Genomic DNA, 18,414 nt, shown 5'->3' with positions numbered 1-18,414 from the left:
TCGGCCAGCCGGTGGCCGTAGAGCGGGGCTTCCGCCACCAGAACCTTGGAGACGCCGGCGATCTTCGCCGCCTCCTCGCCCGCGGCCTTGGCCTGCGCGCCGGCGCAGAGCACCGTGACATCACCCAGGCCCTTGACCGCGCCCACCGCCTTCGCCGTCGCGTCGCGGTTCAGCACCCCGTTCGTCACTTCCCCAAGCAGCAGAACAGCCATCAGATCACCCCCGCTTCCTTCAGCTTGCCGACCAGCTCGTCCACCGAGCCGACCTTGATGCCGGCCTTGCGGCCCTCGGGCTCGCGCACCGAGACCACCTCCAGCCGCGGCGAGACGTCGACGCCGTAATCGGCGGCGGTCTTTTCCTCCAAGGGCTTCTTCTTCGCCTTCATGATGTTCGGCAGGCTGGCGTAGCGCGGCTCGTTCAGCCGCAGGTCGGCGGTGACCACCGCCGGCAGCGCCACCGCGATGGTCTGCAGCCCGCCGTCGACCTCGCGGGTGACTTTCGCTTTGCCCCCGTCGATCTCGAGCTTCGAGGCGAAGGTCGCCTGCGCCCAGCCCAGCAGCGCCGCCAGCATCTGGCCGGTCGCGTTCATGTCGTTGTCGATCGCCTGCTTGCCGGCGATGATCAGCTCGGTGCCCTCGGCCTTGGCCACCGCGGCGAGGATCTTCGCCACCGCCAAGGGCTCGATGTCCTGCTGCACGTCGTCCGTAGCGGTGACGAGAATGGCGCGGTCGGCGCCCATCGCCAAGGCCGTGCGCAGCGTCTCCGCCGCCTGCTTGACGCCGATCGAGACGGCGATGACCTCCTCGGCCACGCCCTTTTCCTTCAGCCGGATCGCCTCTTCGACCGCGATCTCGTCGAACGGGTTCATCGACATCTTCACATTCGCAAGATCGACACCAGACCCGTCAGCCTTCACACGGGCCTTCACGTTGTAGTCGATCACGCGCTTCACGGGCACGAGGAGCTTCATGGTTTTTCCTCCTGGAACAATCAACAGACGGATCGGAAGCGCGTGACGATGGTATCGAGCACTTCGGCTGGATCGCGCTTCCACCAGTTGCCTGCCGAAAAGATCTCGACCTCGCAGAGGCCCTGGTAGCCGGCCGCTTCGACCGCGGAACGGATGGCTTTCAGATCGGCAACGCCGTCACCCATCATGCCGCGATCCAGCAGCACATCCGAGGTATCGGCCAGCCAGTCGCAAAGGTGGTAGCCGAGGATGCGCTCTCCGGCGCGGGCCAGTTGCCGTGGCAGGTCAGTGTCCCACCAGACATGGTAGACATCGACCGCCACGCCGACATTGGGCGCGTCAAGCGCGTCGCAAATATCCAGGGCGTCGCGCAGCGTCGTCAGGCAGGAGCGGTTGCCGCCATAGACGGGATTCAGCGGCTCAAGCGCCAGGCGCACGTCTCGTTCTGCGGCGTAAGGGGCAGCCTCGGCCACGCGGTCGGCGACGAGGCGCAGACTTTCGGCAACGCCGCGCGTGCCCGGCTCGACCCCTCCGGTCACGATGGTCAGGACCGGCGCGCCAAGCTCTGCCGCCATGTCGATCGAGGCGTGGAAATCATCCATCACCGCCTGCCTGCCCCGTGGCGCCAGGGGTCCGACGAGGAACGGGGCCCGGCACAGCCCGGCCACCGTCAGCCCGGCGGCGCGGGCATGGGCGGCAATCCCTGCGGCGCGGGATCCGATCTCGCGCCGCCAGAAGACGATGCCGCCATAGTCGCGCTCGGCGCAGGCGTCGATGGTGCGTTCGGGCGACCAGCCGGCGCCTGCCCCCTCGACATTATGGCCAAGCGTGGCGGTGTTCAGGGCCAATGCGGACATGTCGCGGCTGAAATCGCGCATTCCTATGCCCCGTGAACTGCCAGCAGCGCTTTCATTCGGCGCACCGCCAGTTCCGGGTCTCGCAGCAACCCGCAGGCGTCCGACCGGCGGAAGACTTCGGTGAAATAGGGCAAGGGCCGCATCGCCTGATGGCCGTTCAGCATGATGAAATGATCCTGGAAACCGTTCAGCCAGGCCAGGAAGACCACGCCGGTCTTGTAGTATTGCGTCGGGGCGCGAAAGATCGTGCGGGCCAGCGGCACGGTCGGGTCCAGGGCGGTGCGGAAACCTGCCCTGTCCCCTTCGGCCAGCCGGTTGACGGCATAGGCGGCGGCGGGGGCCAGCGGGTCGAAGATCCCCAGCAAGGCATGGCTGAAGCCTTGGTCGTCGCCCTCGATCAGTTCGGGATAGTTGAAATCGTCCCCGGTATACATCTTCACGCCCGCGGGCAGGCGGCGGCGCAGGGTGATCTCCTTGTCCTTGTCCAAGAGCGACATCTTGATGCCGTCGACTCTGGCGAGGTTTTGCTCGATCACCGCCAGCACGGTCTCCAGCGTGGCGTCGAAATCCGAACCGCCCCAATAGCCGGCCAGGGCGGGGTCGAACATCTCGCCCAGCCAGTGCAGGATCACCGGCTGGTCGCAGGCCGACAGCACCTTGCCATAGACATGCAGGTAATCTTCGGGGCAAGTCGCGACGCGGGCCAGGGCGCGGCTGGCCATCAGCACGATGCGGCCGCCGACGGCCTGGATCGCCTCGACCTGTTCCAGATAGGCGCGGATGACGTCGTCCAGCGTGCGGGCGTCCGACGGGTCCAGGTGATCGGTGCCGCAGCCGTTGCCGACCAGCGCCTCGGGCAGTTCCGCCTTGGTCCGGCGGATCAGTTCCAGCGCGCCGGGCCAGTCGAGGCCCATGCCGCGCTGCGCCGTATCCATCGCCTCGGCGATGCCAAGGCCGAGGCCCGCCAGGTAGCGGCGGAACGCCATCGTCCTGTCCCAATCCACCGCCGCGCGCCCCGAGGGATCGCTGGCGGTGAAGGGATCGGCCACCACATGGGCGGCGGAGTAGACGATGCGGGCCGGATTCGCGGGCAGCACGGCCTGCGCGACGGGGGTGCCGGTCAGCGTGTAGTCGGCCAGGCGGCCTTGGGTATCGGGAAGTGCGATCTTCATGGCGGCACCTTTCAGAAGCGCGGAACCAGCATCCCGGCGTCGGCCGAGATCGCCTGTCCGGTGGTATAGGGAAGCCGGCCCGAGGCCAGCGATGCGATGATGGCGCCCATGTCGGCGGGCTGGCCCACGCGGGGAAACAGCGTCAAGCCCTGCTCGGCGCGCTGGCGATAGGCGTCGATCACGGGGGCGGTCATCTCGGTCGCGATCAGGCCGGGCTGCACATCGTAGACGGCGATGTTTTCGGGGCCCAGCCGCACCGCCAGCGCCTTGGACACCATCGCGGCGGCGGCTTTCGAGGCGCAATATTCCGAGCGCTGCACCGCCACCGCCACCGCGTTCGAGGAGGTGACGTTGACGATGGCATGGAACAGCGCCTCGGGGCGTTTCCGCGCCAGCAGGCGGCGGGCGAAGGCTTGCGACAGGAAGAACATCGCCTTGCTGTTGACAGCCAGGCAGCGGTCCCAGCTTGCCTCGCTGACCTCAAGCAGGTCGCCGCGTTGCATGACGCCCACACCCGCGTTGTTGACCAGCGTGGTCAGGGGGCCGAGCGCGTCCTCGATCCGGGCAAGCGCCGCGTCATGGCCGGCGATGCCGGTCACGTCGAAAGGCGCGGCGACGACCGGCACGCCAAGCGCGGCGATGCGGGCCACGGCGGCCTGCAATTCGGCATCGTCGGCGGGGCCGTTCACGGCGATGGCGAAACCTTCGCGCGCCAGCGCCTCGGCCGCGGCCAGGCCGATCCCGCGCGAGGAGCCGGTGACAAGGGCGGCCTGTCTCATGCCTGCGCGCCCTTCTTCAGCAATTCGCGGGCGATGATCATGCGCTGGATCTGGTTCGTGCCCTCGTAGATCTGGGTGATCTTGGCGTCGCGATACAGCCGCTCGACCTCGAAGCCCCGGATATAGCCCGAGCCGCCGAAGACCTGCACCGCATCCGCCGTGCGCGCCACCGCCATGTCGCCGGCAAAGCATTTCGCCATCGAGCAGGCCTTGGTGGCGTCCTGGCCGTTGTCGATCCTGGACGCCGCCGAGTGGACCAGCAGGCGCGCGGCCTCGATGTCCTTGGCCATGTCGGCCAGAAGCCATTGCACGCCCTGGAACTCGACGATCTGCTTGCCGAACTGCTTGCGCGTCCCGGCATAGTCCAGCGCGGCCTCGAGCCCCGCCTGGCCGATGCCCACGGCCAGCGCGGCGATGCCGACCCGGCCCTTGTCCAGCACGCTCATCATCATGTGAAAGCCGCGCCCCGGCTCGCCCAGCATGGCATCGGCGCCAAGCCGCACGTCGGTAAAGGTCAGCGCCCCGACCTGGCTGGCGCGCTGGCCCATCTTGTGTTCCTTGGGGCCGCGCTCGACCCCGGCCGCGTGCAGATCGACGACAAAGATCGACATGCCGCGATTGCCGGCATCCTTGTCGGTGCGGGCCAGGACGAAGCCCAGGTCGGCAACGGGCGCGTTGTGGATCCAGATCTTGCCGCCGTTCAGCACCCAGCCGTCGCCGTCGCGCTCTGCCGTGGTGCGAATGCCGGAAACGTCGGTCCCCGCCTCGGGCTCGGTGATGCAATAGGCGACCTTGCGGCGCATCGCCAGGATCTCGGGCAGCAGCTTGCGCTGCGCATCCGTGCCGTGGCGCACCAGAAGCGTCGAGATCAGCTCCAGCAGACCGCACTGGTCGGCCACGCTGGCATAGCCGCGCGACAGCTCTTCCATCACCACGGCATAGGTCAGCGTGTCGAAGCCGGGCCCGCCCATGCTTTCCGGCACGCCGATGCCGAACAGGCCCAGCTTGGCCATCTCGTCATAGATCTCGGCCGGGAAACGCTCGTCGCGGTCCAGCGCCTCGGCTGCAGGCCGGATGACCTCATCAGCGAAGGCGCGTGCCATGTCTCGCACCTGCAGTTGGGTCTCGGTCAAATACATCTGCGAATCCCCCCTCGGATATGTAACTATCTGGTTACTTTATTTTCGCCGGCGCCAAGGCGTCAACCTCAAAATCGCGGCCCTTGCCGGGGATCGCGAAATGTGGCAGATAATAACCATATGGTTACTTGTGGGAGGACATGGATGAAACCCTCGGATATGCGCCAGTTCGGCCGCACCGACCTCGAGGTGACTGGTTTCGCCTTCGGCACCGCCCCGGTGGGGAACATATTCCGCGAGATCGACGACCAGACCTCGCGCGCGATGTTCGATCACGCCTGGGATGCCGGCGTGCGCTATTTCGATACTGCGCCGATGTATGGCCACGGCCTGTCGGAACTGCGCACCTCCGAGGCGCTGCGCTGGCGAAACCGCGACGATTTCGTGCTGTCCTCGAAGGTCGGCCGCCTGCTGCGCCCGGCCCGGCGCGACAGCATCGACTTTGCACCCTGGGTCAATGCCGCCCCCTTCACGATGGAGTTCGACTACAGCTACGACGGCACGATGCGCGCCTTCGGGGACAGCCTGCAGCGGCTGGCGCTGGAACGCATCGACATCCTCTTCATCCACGACATCGACGTCTATACCCGCGGCAGCGAGCAGCCCGAGGTTTTCCGCCAGGCCATGGATGGATGCTACAAGGCGCTGGCCCGGCTGCGCGACGAGAAGATGGTCAAGGCCATCGGCGTCGGCGTGAACGAATGGCAGGTCTGCCACGAGGCGCTGAAGCAGCGCGACTTCGACTGCTTCCTGCTGGCCGGCCGCTATACGTTGCTTGAACAGGACGCCCTGGACGAGTTCCTGCCGCTTTGCGAGGAACGCGGCGCGGCCGTGGTCGTGGGCGGCGGCTTCAACTCGGGCATTCTGGCGACGGGTGCCAAGCCGGGCGCGAAATACAACTACGCCCCCGCCCCGGCCGAAATCATGGACCGGGTGGCGAAGATCGAGGCGGTCTGCGCCGAATACGACGTCCCGCTGCCCGCCGCGGCGCTGCAATTCGTGGTGGCACATCCGGCGGTTCCGTCCTTCTGCGCCGGCACGCGGACCGTCCGGCAGTTGGAGCAGAACCTCGCCTGGATGGATCACCCGATCCCGGCCGAGTTCTGGCAAGCCTTGAAGGACAAGGGCCTGCTGCGCGGGGATGCGCCGGTTCCGGCCTGAGCTTGCTGGCGCCGGTTATCGCCACCGGCGCCGCCTTTACCGGATCAGGATGGCCCGGAAATCGTTGACATTGGTGCCGGTCGGACCGGGCACGAACAGATCGCCCAGGGCAGCAAAGGCGGACCAGGCATCATTGCCCGCCAGCATCGCCGCGGGGTCAAGGCCCAGGGCGCGCAGCCGCGCCATGCTGCCACCATCGGCGAAGGCGCCTGCGTTATCCTCGGACCCGTCGATGCCGTCGGTATCGGCGGCCAGCGCCGCGATGGGCAGGCCCTCGATTCCCAGGGCCAGCGCCAGCAGGAACTCGCTGTTTCGCCCGCCGCGCCCCCGGCCTCGCAGGGTCACGGTCGTCTCGCCGCCCGACAGGATCACCACCGGGCGCGCGAAAGGCCGGCTTCGGGTCGCCACCTCGCGCGCGATGGCGGCATGAACGCGGGCCACGTCGCGCGCTTCGCCCTCGATCGCGTCCGACAGGATCACCGCCGGAACCCCCGCCGCCGCGGCCCGCGCGGCAGCCGCTTCAAGCGACAGCCGTGCCGATGCCACCACGCGGACCTCATGCCCCTTGAAACAGGGATCGGCGGGATCCGGCGGCAGGCCATCCTGACCCGCGAACCACTCTGCCAGCCGCGGCGGCAGCGCGATCCGCCATGTCTCGATCATGCGCCGCGCTTCCTCGCGGGTGGCCGCATCCGGCACCGTCGGACCCGAGGCGACCTGCGCCGGATCGTCGCCCGGCACGTCCGAGACGACCAGCGACACCACCCGCGCCGGATGCGCCGCGAGCGCCAGCCTGCCGCCCTTGATGCGCGAGACCTGCTTGCGGATCGCATTCATCACCGAGATCGGCGCACCGCTGGCCAGCAGGATGCGATTCAGCTCGATCTCGTCCTCCAGCGTCAGCCCCTCGGGCGGCGCCGGCAGCAGCGCCGAGCCGCCGCCGCAGACCAGCGCCACGACCAGATCGTCCTTGCTCAGCCCGCGGACGGCCTGGAACAAGGCCTCGGCTGCCGCAAGCCCGGCCTGATCGGGAACGGGATGCGCGGCCTCGATCACGCGGATATTGCGGGTATCGCAGCCATAGCCGTAGCGCGTGACCACCACGCCCTCGACCGGCGCGTCCCACAGGCGCTCGAACGCCGCCGCCAGTTGCGCCGCACCCTTGCCGGCGCCGACCACGACCGTGCGGCCCCTGGGACGATCCGGCAGATGCGCGGCCAGCGCGGTTTCGGGATCGGCAGCAGCCACCGCCGCGTCGAAAAGCCCAGCCAGAAAATCGCGATCCTCGGCTTTCATTCCATCTCCCCCTCTCGACCCGTCGCTCCGAACCTTGCAGAGCGCTTTTCGCGGAACGCCGCAAGCCCTTCCCGCAGATCGCCGGATGCGGCGGCGACGCTGCCGGCCAGCGCCTCGAGCACGCGCTCGCGTTCCTCGCCCTCGGCGGCGTTGACCAGCATCTTGGTGATTTCCGTTGCGCGCGGGGCGCGGGCAATCACCCGCGCGGCCAGCGCCTCGGCGGCAGCCATGCCAGCGCCCGTCGGGACGACCTGATCGACCAGCCCGAGGCGCTGCGCTTCCTCGGCGCCGAAAACCTCGCCGAACAGCGCCATCCGACGCACCGCACCGGCACCGAATCGACGCACCGCGCGTTGCGTTCCCGACCAGCCGGGGATGATGCCAAGCGAGGTTTCGGGCAAGCCGATCCGCACATGCGCTTCGGCCAGGCGGTAATCGGCGCAGGCCGCCAGTTCCAGCCCACCGCCAAGGCAATGCCCGTTCAGCACCGCGATCACCGGCTGCACCAGGCGGGCCAGCGCGTCGAAGGCGGCATGGCCGTCGCGCAGCCAGCGGCGGCCGAAATCGTCGGGCGACAATTGCGACCAGGCGGCAATATCGCCGCCCGCGCAGAACGAGCGCCCGCCCTCGCCCGTCAGGATCACCACCCGCGCATCGGATCGCTCGATCCGCTGGCAAAGGGGCAGCAATCCGTCCACCATTTCGGCGTCCAGGGCGTTCAGCTTGTCCGGGCGGCGGATGGCCAGCCGCGCGATGCCCGCCCCGATCCGCAGGTCCAGGCGCGGATCTTCGCTCACAGCACCAGGCCCATCGGCGCGTCCCGAAACAGCGCTGCATCCATTTCCCTAAGGTCATCCGCCACGCGCAAGGGCGTTGCGGCCTGGTCCAGCACGTCCCGTTGCAGGTCGACGCCAGGCGCGATCTCGACCACCGTCAGCCCTTCGGGCAACAGGCGCAACACGCAGCGCTCGGTGACATAGATGACCTGCTGCCCCTGCGCCACCGCGCGACGGCCCGAGAAGCTGACCTGATCGACCTTGGGCACGATCTTGGCAACCTTGCCCTCGCGGTCGATGACCAGCCTGCCACCCTCAAGCCGCATCTTCGCCCCGGCATTGAAATTGCCCGAAAAGACGATCCGCTTCGCCCGCGCCGTGATGTCCACGAACCCGCCCGCCCCCGCCGTCCGATGCGGCGTCGCGGCAAGGCGGCTGACATTGACCGAGCCCTCGGCGTCGATTTCCAGGAAGGACAGCAGGGAACAGTCGAAACCGCCCGCCTGGAAATAGCAGAACTGATGCGGCGAAGCCACGAAAGCCTCGGCATTGCTGGAGCAGCCGAACTTGAAATCCAGCAGCGGCACGCCGCCGACCGCGCCCTGCTCGATGACCCAAGTCACCGCGCCATGCAGGCCCTCCTCGATCAGGATGCGCGGCACATTGGCCGAGATGCCAAAGCCGATATTCACCGCCCATCCCGATCGCAGCTCTTGCGCGACGCGCCTGGCGATGATCTTGCCGGGATTGAAATCCGCCGCGCGGAAACTGGACAGCGGCCGGAAGACCTCGCCCGAGATGGCCGGATCGTGCGGCGTCGCGGTGGTCTGCAACTGATCGGGCGCCTCGACGATCACATCGACCAGGATGCCCGGCACCTTCACGTCATGCGGCTTCAGCGTGCCCTGCGCGGCGACACGCCGGACCTGCGCAATGACGATGCCGCCGCAGTTATGCGCGGCCAGCGCCATTTCCATCGCGCCAAGGGTCGCGCCCTCGTCCTCGAAGGTCAGGTTGCCGTTCTCGTCCGCCGTGGTCGCGCGGATCAGCGCCACGTCGGGTCGCAACGCGGGGAAATACAGCCAGTCCTCGCCCTCGAAGGCCAGGCGCTTGACGATGGGCGCGTCGCGGGCGGTGGCGTTCATCGCGCAGCCTTCCAGCGCAGGATCGGCAAAGGTCTCCATGCCGACCTTGGTCAGCACGCCGGGCCGCTGCGCCGCCCCCTCGCGCAGCATATCGAAGACGATGCCCGAGGGCACGTTATAGGCCGCAACCTCCTCTGCCAGGATGCGCTGCCAGATCTTCGGCGGCTCGGCATTGGACGGCCCCGAGGGATAGGAACCGCCGATGATCCGCGCGATCATGCCGGGATGGGCGATATGGTCGACGCCGGGGGTGCCGAACATGTCCCCGGCAGCGATCGGATGGATGGTCGTCAGGCCGCGCGGGGCACCTTCCTGCGCAAAGCGCTCGCCCAGGGCCGCCAGGACATGATCGGGGCACAGCAATCCCGAGGACGAGTTCACCGCGATCACCGCGCCGTCGCGGACCAGTTCTGCCGCCTGATGGGCGGTGCGGATCTTGGACATTGCGCTCCTCCTTCGCAATTGCATCTTAAGTAACTAACTGGTTATCTATATACCTGTGGTCCGCCCCTCCCGGCAAGAGGAAAACCGGGATCGGCGCGACGCAGGAACATGATGAGGAGGATCGCGATGAACATTCTGCTGCAACCCGGATTCCTGCAGGGATTCGGCACGTTTCCCTTAAAGGGTGGCGCTCTGCGTGACGCGATCCATACGGCGGTCCAGGCGGGATACCGGACCTTTGACACCGCGCAGGGTTATGAGAGCGAAGCGGACACCGGCGCCGCCCTGGCCGAGACCGGGATCGCGCGCGACCGGTTTTGCATCATTACCAAGGTCAGGCCCGAGAATTTCAGCGAATCGCGCTTTTTGCCTTCGGTCGAGTCCAGCCTGCGTGCCTTGCGAATCGACCGGATCGATGTGCTGCTTCTGCATTGGCCGCCGGCCGGAGGCGACATCACGCCGTCGCTGAACCTGCTGCAAAAGGCATATGAGGCTGGATTGGCCAGCCATATCGGCGTCTCGAACTATACCGCCGCAATGATGCGCCAGGCGCGGGCGGTGGTCGATGTGCCGCTGGTCACGAACCAGGTCGAATTCCACCCATTGCTGGATCAGTCGCGCCTGCTGGAGGCGGCCAGGGAAACCGGCATTCCGCTGTCGTCATACTGTTCACTGGCGCGTGGCGAGGTCTTTAAATACCCGCTGTTTGGGGAAATCGGCGGGACGCATGGGAAATCCGCCGCTCAGGTCGTCTTGCGCTGGATCCTGCAAAAGGGCCTCAGCATGAACACCATGTCCACCAGGCCCGACAATATCCGCGCCAATCTGGAGATCATGGATTTCACGCTTTCGGCGGATGAGATGGCCCGGATCGACGCGCTGAACCGCACGAATTACCGCATCGTGGATCGCGACCGGGTGCCCTGCGCGCCCGTATGGGACTGATACCGGGGCGCGGCAATCGCCGCGCCCGGCAAAGCCTCAGCGATTGCCCCGGATCATGTCGGATGCCTTCTCGGCGATCATGATCGTCGGTGCATTGGTGTTCGAGCCGACCAGCGAGGGCATGACCGAGCTGTCGCAGATCCTTAGCCCGTCCAGCCCGTGGACGCGCAGCTGCGGATCGACCACCGCCATCTCGTCGCGGCCCATCTTGCAGGTGCAGGTCGGATGGTATGAGGTGCGGCCGTATTGGCGGGCATAGGCCTCGTAATCCGCCTGCGTGCGCACGCTCGCATCGGGAAAGCGCAATTCGCGGATATATTTCCCCAGTGAATGCTGGCCGAAGATCTCGCGGCTGATCCTCACGCCCTCGGTCGAGATGCGCAGATCCTCGGGTTCGGCCAGGAAGTTCGGATCGACCACCGGATTGTCGCGCGGATCGGAGGACCGCAGCGTCACCGTGCCCCGCGATTTCGGCCGCAGGGTATAGCTGTTCAGCGTGATCCCCGAACACCCTTTCGGCACCGAGGGCACGCCCGCCTCGGCCCCCGCGCCGGCCAGGAAATGGAATTGCAGGTCAGGGCAAGGCGCGTCGCGGTCGGCATACCAGAAGGCCCCGCCCTCGACCACGTTCGAAGTCACCGGCCCGGAATTGAACAGCAGGTATTGCAGCCCGGCCCAGACCATCCAATGCGGCTTGCCGTAGCGGTCGAGGCTTTCATGCCCCTTCAACTCGGCCACGATGTCGATGCCGAAATGGTCCTGAAGGTTCCGGCCCACGCCCGGCAAGTCCTGCACCACCTCGATGCCGTGTCTGCGCAGGTGATCGGCGGGGCCGACCCCCGACAGCATCAACAGCTTGGGCGAGCCGATGGCGCCCGAGGTCACGATCACCTCACGCTCGGCCCGCGCCACCACCGGCGCGCCACCCTTGCCGGCGACATATTCGACACCCACCGCCCGGCTGCCCTCGAAGACCAGCCGCAACACCAGCGCGCCGGTCAGCACCGTCAGGTTCGGCCGCGACAGCACCGGGCGCAGATAGCCCACGGCCGCGGAACAGCGCCGGTTGTTGCGGATCGTCGTCTGATAGATGCCCGCGCCTTCCTGCATCGGCCCGTTGAAATCGGGATTATAGGGGATGCCGGCCTCCTGGCAGCTTTGCACGAAGGCGCGGCTGAGGAGATTGGGGCTGGGCAGGTTCGACACCCCCAGCGGGCCCTCGGTGCCGTGCCATTCGCCCGACAGGATCGTGTTCCCTTCCGAGCGGCGGAAGTAGCGCCGCACCTCCTCCGCGCCCCAGCCCTCGGCGCCCTCCTCGACCCAGCGGTCGTAATCGGAAGGGTGGCCGCGGGTGAAGATCTCGGCATTGATCGAGGAGCCGCCACCCAGGACGCGGGCCTGGGCATAGGGGATCTCGCGGTTGTTGGCATGGCGCTGCGGCGCGGTCACCAGCCCCCAGGTCAGCGGCCCGGTGGTCATCTTGGCGAATCCCACCGGCATGTGGATCAGCGGGTTGCTGTCCTTGCCCCCGGCCTCGATCAGGCAGACCCGCGCCTGGCTGTCCTCGGACAGCCGCGCGGCCAGCACGCAGCCGGCCGAACCGCCGCCGATGATGACGTAGTCGTAACCCTGCGCCATTACGCCGCCCCCTTACTTGATCCAATGCGCACGCTTGCCGATCTCGACATGGACCGACTTGATCTGGGTATATTCCTCGACGCCATAGATGCCAGCCTCGCGGCCCCAGCCGGATTGCCTGAAGCCGCCCAGCGGCATTTCCGGCCCGCCCGCCATGATCGTGTTGACCCAGAACCGGCCCGCACGAACCCGCCGCGTCACGGTCAGCGCCTTGTCCAGATCCTTCGTCCACAGCGAGGCCGCCAACCCGTAGACGGTATCGTTGGCGATGGCGATGGCCTCGGCCACGGTCTCGAAGCGGAACGAGGACAGGACCGGGCCGAAGATCTCGTCCCGCGCGATGGCCATGTCCCGGCGCACGCCCGAGAACAGCGTCGGTGCGATGAAGCGGCCCGCGCCGATTTCCAGCACCTCGCCGCCGGCCAGAAGGCGCGCCCCTTCCTGCCGGCCCTTGTCGATATAGCCCAGGATCGTCCGGTTCTGCGCCTCGGTGGTGATGGCGCCCACCTGGGTCGCCTCATCCAGCGGGTCGCCGATGCGGATGCGGCGCATCTTCTCGACCAGCAGGCGCTCGAACTCGTCGGCCACCGACGCCTCGACGACCAGCCGGCTGGAAGAAACGCAGCATTGCCCGGTGTTGAAGCTGATGCCGAAGGCCGCCGCGTCGGCGGCATCCTCAAGGTCGCTGTCGGCAAAGACGATGATCGGGTTCTTGCCGCCCAGTTCCAGCCCCAGCTTCTTGAAATTGCTGTCGGCGGCGGCGTGGACGCAGGACCGCCCCACCCCGGTCGAGCCGGTAAAGGACAGCATGTCGATGTCGGGATGTTCGGCCATCGCCTGCCCCACGGTGCCACCGGGTCCGGTGACGACGTTGTAGACACCCTTCGGCAAGCCGGCCTCGGCCAGGATCTCCGCAAGGATCAGCGTGGTGGCGCTGGTCACTTCGGAAGGCTTCACCACCATCGTGCAGCCCGAGGCGAGGATGAAGGGCACCCGCTCGCACAGGATCAGGAAGGGAAAGTTCCAGGGCGTGATCAGCCCGACCACGCCGATGGGCTCGCGCAGGACCATGCCGAACAGCCCGTCGCCCAGCGAGTTGAAGCTGTCGCCATGCAGCAGCCGGGCGGCGCCGGCGGCAGTCTCGAAACAGGCGATGCAGCCTTCGATCTCGGCCCGCGCCTGGTTGATCGGCTTGCCGTTTTCCAGCACCTCCCAATAGGCGACCTCGTCGCGACGGCGGCGCAGGATTTCGGCCGCGCGCAGCAGCACGCCCGCGCGCTCGCCACCCGAGATGCCGGCCCAGCTGCGATCCTCGAAGGCGCGGCGCGCGGCGGCAACGGCATCGTCCAGGTCGCCCGTGGTGCAGCGCGCCACCCGCGTCACCGGCACGCCATGCGCGGGCGAGCGCTGTTCGGCCAATTCGCGGCCCTGCCGCCATTCGCCGTCGATGAAAAAGCCGAACTCGCGCGGCGACTCCGGCAGGGAAAGGGTGCGGGCAATCTGGTCCATCGTGTCGGGCTCCTCGGGAATGTTGCAATGTCAGTTCTGCGAAATGACGATCTGGGTCTTCAGGTCGGCGGGGCGGTCGGCCAGGGTCTCGAAAGCCTCCTGGATGCGCTCAAGCGGATAAGAGGCCGTGGTGAAGGCATCGGTGCGAAACCGGCCATGCGCCAGCAGCGCCAGCGCGTCATGCATGTCCTGACCCATGCCTGCGACCGAACCTTTCAGGCTGTTTTCTTCCAGGATCGTGCGCAGGATCGGCACCGGAACCGCCGCGTCAGCGCCGGTCAGGCCGAAGAAGGCGACATGGCCGCCCTTGCGGATCAGGTCGAATGCGGTGGCGTAAAGCGCCGGATGGCCCACGCTTTCGATCACCAGATCCGCACCCCGGCCGCCGGTCAGCTCAAGCACCGTGGCCTTCAGTCGCGCGGGATCGCTGACCGCGGCATCGGCCCCGGCATCGAAAGCCATCGCGCAGCGTTCCGCGGACAGGTCGGCCACGATGATCGGCGCAGCCCCCACAAGCCGCATCATCTGCACATGCAGGTTGCCGACCGGCCCCGCACCCAGCACCACGACCGATTGCGCGATCCCGGCCTGTGCCTTGCGCGCCGCGCGGACCACGCAGGCGACCGGCTCGGTCAGGGCGAGGATCTCGGGGGCGATGTCATCGGGCGCGGGAATGACCAGCCGACCGGGCAGCGCGACGCATTCGGCAAAGGCGCCGTCGCGGGTGATGCCAAGCTGCGCCATCTCGGGGCAGTTCAGCACCTCGTTGCGGCGGCACCAGTAGCAATGCCCGCAGCCGATATTGATGTCGGCGACCACCATCCTGCCCGGCGCCAGATGGCGCTGGTTTGCGCCGGCCTCCTCGATGATGCCGCAAAATTCGTGCCCCGGAATGATCGGCAGGTCGTCGGCCGCATAATGGCCGTGGAACATGTGCAGGTCGGTGCCGCAGATCCCGGTTCGGATCACGCGGATCAGCACCTCGTCCGCGCCGATCCGGGGGCGCGGCACCTCGCGCAGCTCGAAGCGGCGCGGGGCGGTCAGGACGGCTGCTTTCATCATGGTCATGGCTTACTTCACCGTGCGCAGTTTCGAGCGGTCGATGGTCAGGGCGATGGCGCCGATCAGCACCAGTCCGAACAGCATCTGCTGCTGCGTCGCCTCGACCCCCAGATAAAGCATAGAGGCCCGGATGACGGCGACGATCAGCGTGCCGATCAGCGTGTTCAGCACGCCGCCGACGCCCCCGGTCAGGGGGGTGCCGCCGACCAGCACCGCGACGATGGCGGGCAGCAGGAAGCCGTTGGCGATGGTCGGCGCGCCGCCCGACAGCTTGACCGAGAACAACAGCCCCGCAATCGCCGCCAGCGCCCCGGAAATCGCGAAGGCCAGCATCTTGTAGCGCCCGACATCGATGCCGGATGCCTTCGCCGCCGGCTCGCCCGCGCCCACGGCCTTCAGCACCCGGCCCAGGATGGTGCGCCGTTCGATGAACAGGCACAGCGCCAGCAGGGCGGCGGCCAGGAACAGCTCGTTCGGGACGATGCCGGTATGGCCGATCATCCAGCCGAAGACGGCGTTCCTCTGTTCGGCATCCATGTTCAGGGCGCGGTTGCCCGACAGCCATTGCGCGATCGAAAAGCAGACCCCGCCCACCGCCAGGGTCGAGATGAACGAGGGCACGCACAGCCGCGTGGTCAGGAAGCCCGACACCATGCCAAGCCCGAAACCCGCCGCGATGCACAGCACCGCCACCCACGCCCCCAGCGAGGCGAGGTAGATCGAGGCGATGACCGTGATCATGTTGGCCATCGACTGCACCGAAAGGTCGATCCCGCCGATATAGATGGCAAAGGTCAGCCCCAGCGCCATGATGAACAGCGGCACGATGTCGCCCGCAAGGCTCAGCAGGTTCGCGGGGCGCAGGAAATTCGGATCCACCACGCCGACCATGGCGGTCAGCACCAGCAGGGTGATCCAGGGAAGATGCGGTTTGATGCGTTGCATGGTCATCTGCGCCTCAGATCATGTGGTGGAGAAGATCGTAGAGCGACGGCTTGGCGCCCGGCCGGCAATCGAAGCGCTGCCGGATCGCGCCATCCTTCAGCACGACGATGGTGTGCGACAGGCCGATGGCCTCTTCCAGCGTGTCGGCCACCAGCACGATGCCGACGCCGTCGTCGCTCATGTCGCGGATCATGTCGTAGACGTCTTCCTTGGCGCCGATGTCGAGCCCCCGCGTCGGGTGGTCCAGCAGCATGATGTCGGACCCGCCCGAGCGCCATTTCGACAGCACCACCTTCTGCTGGTTGCCGCCCGACAGGTTGCCGCAATCGGCGAATTCGGAATGCGCCTTGATCGACAGCTTCCTGATCCAGTCCCGCGCCAGCGCCTTTTCGCGCGCCACGTCGATCACCCCCGCCCTGGAATAGCGTCCCAGCTGGGAAAGGGTTATGTTCTCATAGACGTTCATGCCCGAAACGATGCCCTCGACCTTGCGCTCGCGCGGCACATAGCCCACGCCCATCGCGACCGAGCGGCGCGGATTGAAGTTGCGAAGCTCTTGCCCCTTCATCTCGAAGCGGCCCGAGACCGGCGCCAGCATCCCGTAGATCGTGCGCAGGATCGCCTCGCGACCCGAGCCTTCGGTCCCGACCAGGCACAGCACCTCGCCCGGATGCAGCGCCAGGTCCAGCTTGTGCGGGCGCCCCGGCAGGACGATGTCGCGCATCTCGAACAGCGTCCGCGAGGCGTCATAGGGCTTCTGGCGCTGTTCGCGGTAATATTCGCGGTCCACGTGGCGGCCGACCATCTTGTGCTGGATCGCGCTGGCATCGGCATCGGCCTTGGCGACGACATCCATCACCTGCCCGTCCTTCATCACATAGATGCGGTCCGAAAGCGCCATCACCTCGTCCATGCGGTGGCTGACGAAGATGAAGGACGCGCGGCTGGTCAGTTCGCGCACCAGCTTGAAAAGCAGCTTCACCTCCTCCTCGGACAGCACCGAGGTCGGCTCGTCCAGCAGGATGACCAGGTCGCCCTCGATCCGTTCCTCCAGCGTCAGCACCTTGGCCAGTTCGACCAGCTGGCGCTGCGCAAAGGACAGGGCCGAAGTCACCGTGGCGGGATCGATCTCCAGCTTGACCTTGGCAAGCTGTTTCTTCGCAGCCGCGGCCATCGCCTTCCAGTTCACCACGCCCAGGCGGGTGAACTGCGCCTCGTAGCCCAGGAAGATGTTCTCCATCACCGTCAGGTTGGGGATCAGCGACTGTTCCTGGAAGACCATGCCGATGCCGCGTTTCATCGCCTGCCGGGGATTGGCGAAATGCACCGGCTTGCCGTCGATCAGGATCTGGCCGCCGTCGGGCTGATAGGCGCCGTAGATCACCTTCATCAGCGTCGACTTTCCTGCGCCGTTCTCACCGACCAGCCCGACGATCTCGCCGCGCTTGATGTGGAAGTCGATGGATTTCAGCGCATGGACGCCGGGGAATTTCTTGTCGACCGAGCTTAGCTGATACATGGCGGCCTCATTTCGCGAAACTGACAAGCCGCCGGTCGGTGGACAGCACGACCGCGACGATGACAAGGACGCCCAGCAACCCGTCCTGAAGGTAGTTGGGCAGGCCGATGACGACCATGCCATTGCCGATGACATTGACGATCAGCACGCCGACGACCGCGTTCAGCACGCCGCCGATCCCACCCCACAGCGCGACGCCGCCGACGACGACCGAGGTGATGGCGATGAACATCAGGTTCGCGCCTGTCACCGATTCCGCCTGCCCCAGCCGCGCCACCTGGAAGATCGCGGCGATGGCGTAGAACACCCCGGCCAGCGCGAAACCCGCCAGCCGCACCCGGCGCACGTTCACGCCCGAGGCATGGGCAAGCTCCTCGCCGCCGCCGACGGCGTAGAAGTTACGGCCAAGCGTCGTGTGGTTCTGGATGAACCAGGCCAGCAGGACCAGCAGGACGGCGATATGGACCATCAGCGGAAAGCCAAGGATGCGCCAGGTCAGCAGGGCGCGGAACACATCGTCATCAATGCGGACGATATCCCCGCCCGTGACCAACACCGCCGCCCCGGTGCCAACGAAGCCCATCGCCAGGCTGGCCATGAACGACGGGATCTGAAGCCGCACATGGACCATCCCGGTCAGCCAGCCGAAGAAGGCGCCGCAGAGCAGGATCGCCGGAATGGCCAGCCAGGCGCCCGCGCCCAGGGAACCGCCCAGCTTCAGGAACAGCAGGCAGAACAGCACCGCGCAAAGCGACACCGCCCCCTCCATCGACAGGTCGATGGAGCCCATGACGATGATGAAGGTGACGCCAAGCGCCACCATCATCGGCGGCGTCGCGGCCAGCGCGATCCGGGCCAGGTTGCGTTGCGACAGGAAGGCGGGATTGATCGCCGTGAACAGCACGACCAACCCCAGCAGCACGAGGGCCGGAGCCCATCGGATGACATTCTCGCGGGTGAGCTTCATCTTCAACGCAGTTCTCCTCAACACTGCCCGGCCGCGCGCCCCTGGAAAGGACGGCGGGGAGGACCGCAGCGCGGTCGACCCGTGGATTTT

Annotated in this window: 17 protein-coding genes; 2 read left to right on the top strand and 15 right to left on the bottom strand. The window is 67.1% G+C overall.

Features of this window, described 5'->3' with window-relative positions; all coding sequences use genetic code 11:
- The 6 genes from IT40_RS03510 to IT40_RS03485 all read right to left on the bottom strand — a co-directional run.
- Nucleotides 1–212: adenine nucleotide alpha hydrolase family protein (locus IT40_RS03510; protein WP_036750652.1), on the bottom strand; the 212-nt coding region annotated here is incomplete at its 3' end.
- Entirely contained in the window at nucleotides 212–970 is a 759-nt protein-coding gene (locus IT40_RS03505) for an electron transfer flavoprotein subunit beta/FixA family protein (protein WP_036750650.1), read from the bottom strand. The genes IT40_RS03505 and IT40_RS03510, both read right to left, overlap by 1 nt.
- Nucleotides 971–990: 20 nt before the next feature.
- Entirely contained in the window at nucleotides 991–1,848 is an 858-nt protein-coding gene (locus tag IT40_RS03500) for a sugar phosphate isomerase/epimerase family protein (RefSeq protein ID WP_036750648.1), read from the bottom strand.
- A 2-nt stretch (nucleotides 1,849–1,850) separates the two neighbouring features.
- Nucleotides 1,851–2,999, bottom strand: a complete 1,149-nt coding sequence (locus IT40_RS03495) for a dihydrodipicolinate synthase family protein (protein ID WP_036750645.1) — start codon at nucleotides 2,997–2,999, stop codon at nucleotides 1,851–1,853.
- 11 nt (nucleotides 3,000–3,010) lie between these two features.
- Nucleotides 3,011–3,778, bottom strand: coding sequence for a 3-ketoacyl-ACP reductase (locus IT40_RS03490; protein WP_036750642.1), 768 nt, complete (start codon nucleotides 3,776–3,778; stop codon nucleotides 3,011–3,013).
- Nucleotides 3,775–4,917 (bottom strand): acyl-CoA dehydrogenase family protein, encoded by a 1,143-nt coding sequence (locus tag IT40_RS03485; RefSeq protein WP_036750640.1) that lies wholly within the window; start codon nucleotides 4,915–4,917, stop codon nucleotides 3,775–3,777. Before IT40_RS03485 ends, IT40_RS03490 begins: the two co-directional genes overlap by 4 nt.
- Before the next feature lie 144 nt (nucleotides 4,918–5,061).
- Here IT40_RS03485 and IT40_RS03480 point away from each other — a divergent pair, with 144 nt between their 5' ends.
- Nucleotides 5,062–6,078 (top strand): aldo/keto reductase, encoded by a 1,017-nt coding sequence (locus tag IT40_RS03480; RefSeq protein ID WP_036750637.1) that lies wholly within the window; start codon nucleotides 5,062–5,064, stop codon nucleotides 6,076–6,078.
- A 36-nt stretch (nucleotides 6,079–6,114) separates the two neighbouring features.
- On the opposite strand, the gene IT40_RS03475 is transcribed toward IT40_RS03480, so the two are convergent.
- Genes IT40_RS03475 through IT40_RS03465 form a run of 3 tightly spaced genes read right to left on the bottom strand, consistent with a single transcriptional unit; the run spans nucleotide 6,115 to nucleotide 9,739 of the window.
- Complete coding sequence (locus tag IT40_RS03475; RefSeq protein WP_036750634.1) at nucleotides 6,115–7,374, bottom strand: glycerate kinase type-2 family protein; 1,260 nt, start codon at nucleotides 7,372–7,374, stop codon at nucleotides 6,115–6,117.
- Complete coding sequence (locus tag IT40_RS03470) at nucleotides 7,371–8,171, bottom strand: enoyl-CoA hydratase/isomerase family protein (RefSeq protein WP_036750631.1); 801 nt, start codon at nucleotides 8,169–8,171, stop codon at nucleotides 7,371–7,373. Before IT40_RS03470 ends, IT40_RS03475 begins: the two co-directional genes overlap by 4 nt.
- A complete protein-coding gene (locus IT40_RS03465; protein ID WP_036750628.1) occupies nucleotides 8,168–9,739 on the bottom strand; it encodes an acyl CoA:acetate/3-ketoacid CoA transferase in 1,572 nt (523 codons plus the stop codon). Before IT40_RS03465 ends, IT40_RS03470 begins: the two co-directional genes overlap by 4 nt.
- Before the next feature lie 126 nt (nucleotides 9,740–9,865).
- Here IT40_RS03465 and IT40_RS03460 point away from each other — a divergent pair, with 126 nt between their 5' ends.
- Nucleotides 9,866–10,684 (top strand): aldo/keto reductase, encoded by an 819-nt coding sequence (locus IT40_RS03460; RefSeq protein ID WP_036750627.1) that lies wholly within the window; start codon nucleotides 9,866–9,868, stop codon nucleotides 10,682–10,684.
- Nucleotides 10,685–10,720: 36 nt separating this feature from the next.
- On the opposite strand, the gene IT40_RS03455 is transcribed toward IT40_RS03460, so the two are convergent.
- From IT40_RS03455 to IT40_RS03430, 6 genes are read right to left on the bottom strand one after another with little or no spacing between them, the layout of a single operon-like run.
- Complete coding sequence (locus IT40_RS03455) at nucleotides 10,721–12,322, bottom strand: GMC family oxidoreductase (protein WP_036750624.1); 1,602 nt, start codon at nucleotides 12,320–12,322, stop codon at nucleotides 10,721–10,723.
- 12 nt (nucleotides 12,323–12,334) lie between these two features.
- Nucleotides 12,335–13,831 carry an aldehyde dehydrogenase family protein gene (locus IT40_RS03450; RefSeq protein WP_052095710.1) on the bottom strand — a complete coding sequence of 499 codons (1,497 nt, stop codon included), beginning with the start codon at nucleotides 13,829–13,831 and terminating at the stop codon, nucleotides 12,335–12,337.
- A gap of 30 nt (nucleotides 13,832–13,861) precedes the next feature.
- Nucleotides 13,862–14,899 carry a zinc-dependent alcohol dehydrogenase gene (locus IT40_RS03445; RefSeq protein WP_036750617.1) on the bottom strand — a complete coding sequence of 346 codons (1,038 nt, stop codon included), beginning with the start codon at nucleotides 14,897–14,899 and terminating at the stop codon, nucleotides 13,862–13,864.
- A 3-nt stretch (nucleotides 14,900–14,902) separates the two neighbouring features.
- Entirely contained in the window at nucleotides 14,903–15,838 is a 936-nt protein-coding gene (locus tag IT40_RS03440) for an ABC transporter permease (RefSeq protein ID WP_232221008.1), read from the bottom strand.
- A 13-nt stretch (nucleotides 15,839–15,851) separates the two neighbouring features.
- Nucleotides 15,852–17,357 (bottom strand): sugar ABC transporter ATP-binding protein, encoded by a 1,506-nt coding sequence (locus IT40_RS03435; protein ID WP_036750611.1) that lies wholly within the window; start codon nucleotides 17,355–17,357, stop codon nucleotides 15,852–15,854.
- Between the two features lie 7 nt (nucleotides 17,358–17,364).
- Nucleotides 17,365–18,324, bottom strand: a complete 960-nt coding sequence (locus IT40_RS03430; protein ID WP_036750608.1) for an ABC transporter permease — start codon at nucleotides 18,322–18,324, stop codon at nucleotides 17,365–17,367.
- Between the last annotated feature and the right edge of the window lie 90 nt (nucleotides 18,325–18,414).

The sequence above is a fragment of the Paracoccus versutus genome, assembly GCF_000763885.1.
GTDB classification, from domain to species: Bacteria; Pseudomonadota; Alphaproteobacteria; order Rhodobacterales; family Rhodobacteraceae; genus Paracoccus; species Paracoccus versutus.
This window is presented reverse-complemented; position numbering and strand designations above follow the sequence as displayed.

Bases quoted from the DNA above. Each gene is read 5' to 3' on its own strand.
- IT40_RS03495 (WP_036750645.1), bottom strand. From the start codon at position 2,999: ATGAAGATCGCACTTCCCGATACCCAAGGCCGCCTGGCCGACTACACG.
- IT40_RS03475 (WP_036750634.1), bottom strand. From the start codon at position 7,374: ATGAAAGCCGAGGATCGCGATTTTCTGGCTGGGCTTTTCGACGCGGCG.
- IT40_RS03440 (WP_232221008.1), bottom strand. From the start codon at position 15,838: ATGCAACGCATCAAACCGCATCTTCCCTGGATCACCCTGCTGGTGCTG.
- IT40_RS03460 (WP_036750627.1), top strand. From the start codon at position 9,866: ATGAACATTCTGCTGCAACCCGGATTCCTGCAGGGATTCGGCACGTTT.
- IT40_RS03430 (WP_036750608.1), bottom strand. From the start codon at position 18,324: ATGAAGCTCACCCGCGAGAATGTCATCCGATGGGCTCCGGCCCTCGTG.
- IT40_RS03505 (WP_036750650.1), bottom strand. From the start codon at position 970: ATGAAGCTCCTCGTGCCCGTGAAGCGCGTGATCGACTACAACGTGAAG.
- IT40_RS03485 (WP_036750640.1), bottom strand. From the start codon at position 4,917: ATGTATTTGACCGAGACCCAACTGCAGGTGCGAGACATGGCACGCGCC.
- IT40_RS03455 (WP_036750624.1), bottom strand. From the start codon at position 12,322: ATGGCGCAGGGTTACGACTACGTCATCATCGGCGGCGGTTCGGCCGGC.
- IT40_RS03435 (WP_036750611.1), bottom strand. From the start codon at position 17,357: ATGTATCAGCTAAGCTCGGTCGACAAGAAATTCCCCGGCGTCCATGCG.
- IT40_RS03500 (WP_036750648.1), bottom strand. From the start codon at position 1,848: ATGCGCGATTTCAGCCGCGACATGTCCGCATTGGCCCTGAACACCGCC.
- IT40_RS03450 (WP_052095710.1), bottom strand. From the start codon at position 13,831: ATGGACCAGATTGCCCGCACCCTTTCCCTGCCGGAGTCGCCGCGCGAG.
- IT40_RS03490 (WP_036750642.1), bottom strand. From the start codon at position 3,778: ATGAGACAGGCCGCCCTTGTCACCGGCTCCTCGCGCGGGATCGGCCTG.
- IT40_RS03465 (WP_036750628.1), bottom strand. From the start codon at position 9,739: ATGTCCAAGATCCGCACCGCCCATCAGGCGGCAGAACTGGTCCGCGAC.
- IT40_RS03480 (WP_036750637.1), top strand. From the start codon at position 5,062: ATGAAACCCTCGGATATGCGCCAGTTCGGCCGCACCGACCTCGAGGTG.
- IT40_RS03445 (WP_036750617.1), bottom strand. From the start codon at position 14,899: ATGACCATGATGAAAGCAGCCGTCCTGACCGCCCCGCGCCGCTTCGAG.